Here is a 1,195-nt window from a genome sequence, read left to right on the forward strand (position 1 = left end):
CTTGTCCGGCGGCGCCCGTCTTTATTCTGGGGCGTATGAAAGCGACGAAGACAACTCGCGGTGGGCATTCGCCTGAGCGAGCAAGGTGTTCGCTTTGGATTCAAAAGCCTCAACTGCATCCGCGCCGGCGGCGAAGCGAGCGGGCGGCTCTTCCTGTGCCGTCAACTCCACTAGCGCGGCGGCAAGTTTGGCCGGATCGCCACCCTGCTTGCCGTTCATACCTTTCCACGCAGTCACGGTCTCCTGAGTGCGGGACGCATAGTCATCAATGGATAGTTCGGCGTAGGTCGTTGAGTCTGCGCTGAGAAGGTCTGTTCGGAAAAAACCTGGTTCTACCAGCATGGTGCGAATGCCAAAGGGAGCAATTTCCTGGGCAAGCGACTCCATCCATCCTTCGACGCCAAACTTTGCAGCAGCATAGGCACTGCAAAACACACCAGCAGTAATGCCAGCCGTCGATGAGATTGTGACTAACAGGCCAGAGTGCTGCTTGCGCATCACCGGCAATACAGCCCGGGCAACATTCATCGGGCCGAACAGAAGCGTTTCGAGCTGGCTACGCACCTGGGCGGGGCTAAGCTCCTCGAAGAAGCCCCCATAGAAGTTGCCCGCGTTGTTGACCAGCACGTCAATGCGACCAAAGCTCTGGACGGTGGTTTCGACGGCGGCCTCGGCATCCGTGGGGCTGGTCACGTCCAACTGAACGACCAGAAGATTGTCGTGATCGCCGATGGCGTTCCTGACCTTTTCAGGATCGCGGCCGGTCGCCACAACATCGTGGCCAGCCGCCAAGGCTGCCTTGGCGATATCCACGCCCATGCCGCGGCCGGCGCCGGTAATCAGCCACACTTTCTTGCTGTTCATCAGTGGTTCCTCTGTGTTCTTGACGCCCCAAAATTCGAGCATCGGATGTGAATTAACTGGCTCCAGTGTCGCGCGATTGGCACCGGGGCGGTTGCCGAAAGCGCCGAACTTCTTGCCTAAACTGACGAGGCGTGCTTAAAACCACGCGAATGGTCTTCTGCCGGAGTAAAGTGTTTCCGCCGTCCTGGCATTAGAGATTACGCATGAAATACCGGGTTTCCGAGCCAATGAGTACGACTGCCACACGCACGCACGGCCTCGCGCGAGCCATCGCCCGCTTTGCCCAGTCTGACGGCGACTACACCACAGCCATACCAGCCCTTTCCCTTCA

1 protein-coding gene is annotated in these 1,195 nt (G+C 58.7%); it reads right to left on the reverse strand.

What is annotated here, in order from left to right; genetic code table 11:
- Positions 1-21: 21 nt before the first annotated feature.
- Entirely contained in the window at positions 22-864 is an 843-nt protein-coding gene (locus tag M0D66_RS37900; RefSeq protein WP_266212957.1) for an SDR family oxidoreductase, read from the reverse strand.
- Positions 865-1,195 lie beyond the last annotated feature (331 nt).

The sequence above is a fragment of the Paraburkholderia sp. SECH2 genome (genome assembly GCF_030464795.1).
In the GTDB taxonomy this organism is placed as follows: Bacteria; Pseudomonadota; Gammaproteobacteria; order Burkholderiales; family Burkholderiaceae; genus Paraburkholderia; species Paraburkholderia aspalathi.

Bases quoted from the DNA above. Each gene is read 5' to 3' on its own strand.
- M0D66_RS37900 (WP_266212957.1), bottom strand. From the start codon at position 864: ATGAACAGCAAGAAAGTGTGGCTGATTACCGGCGCCGGCCGCGGCATG.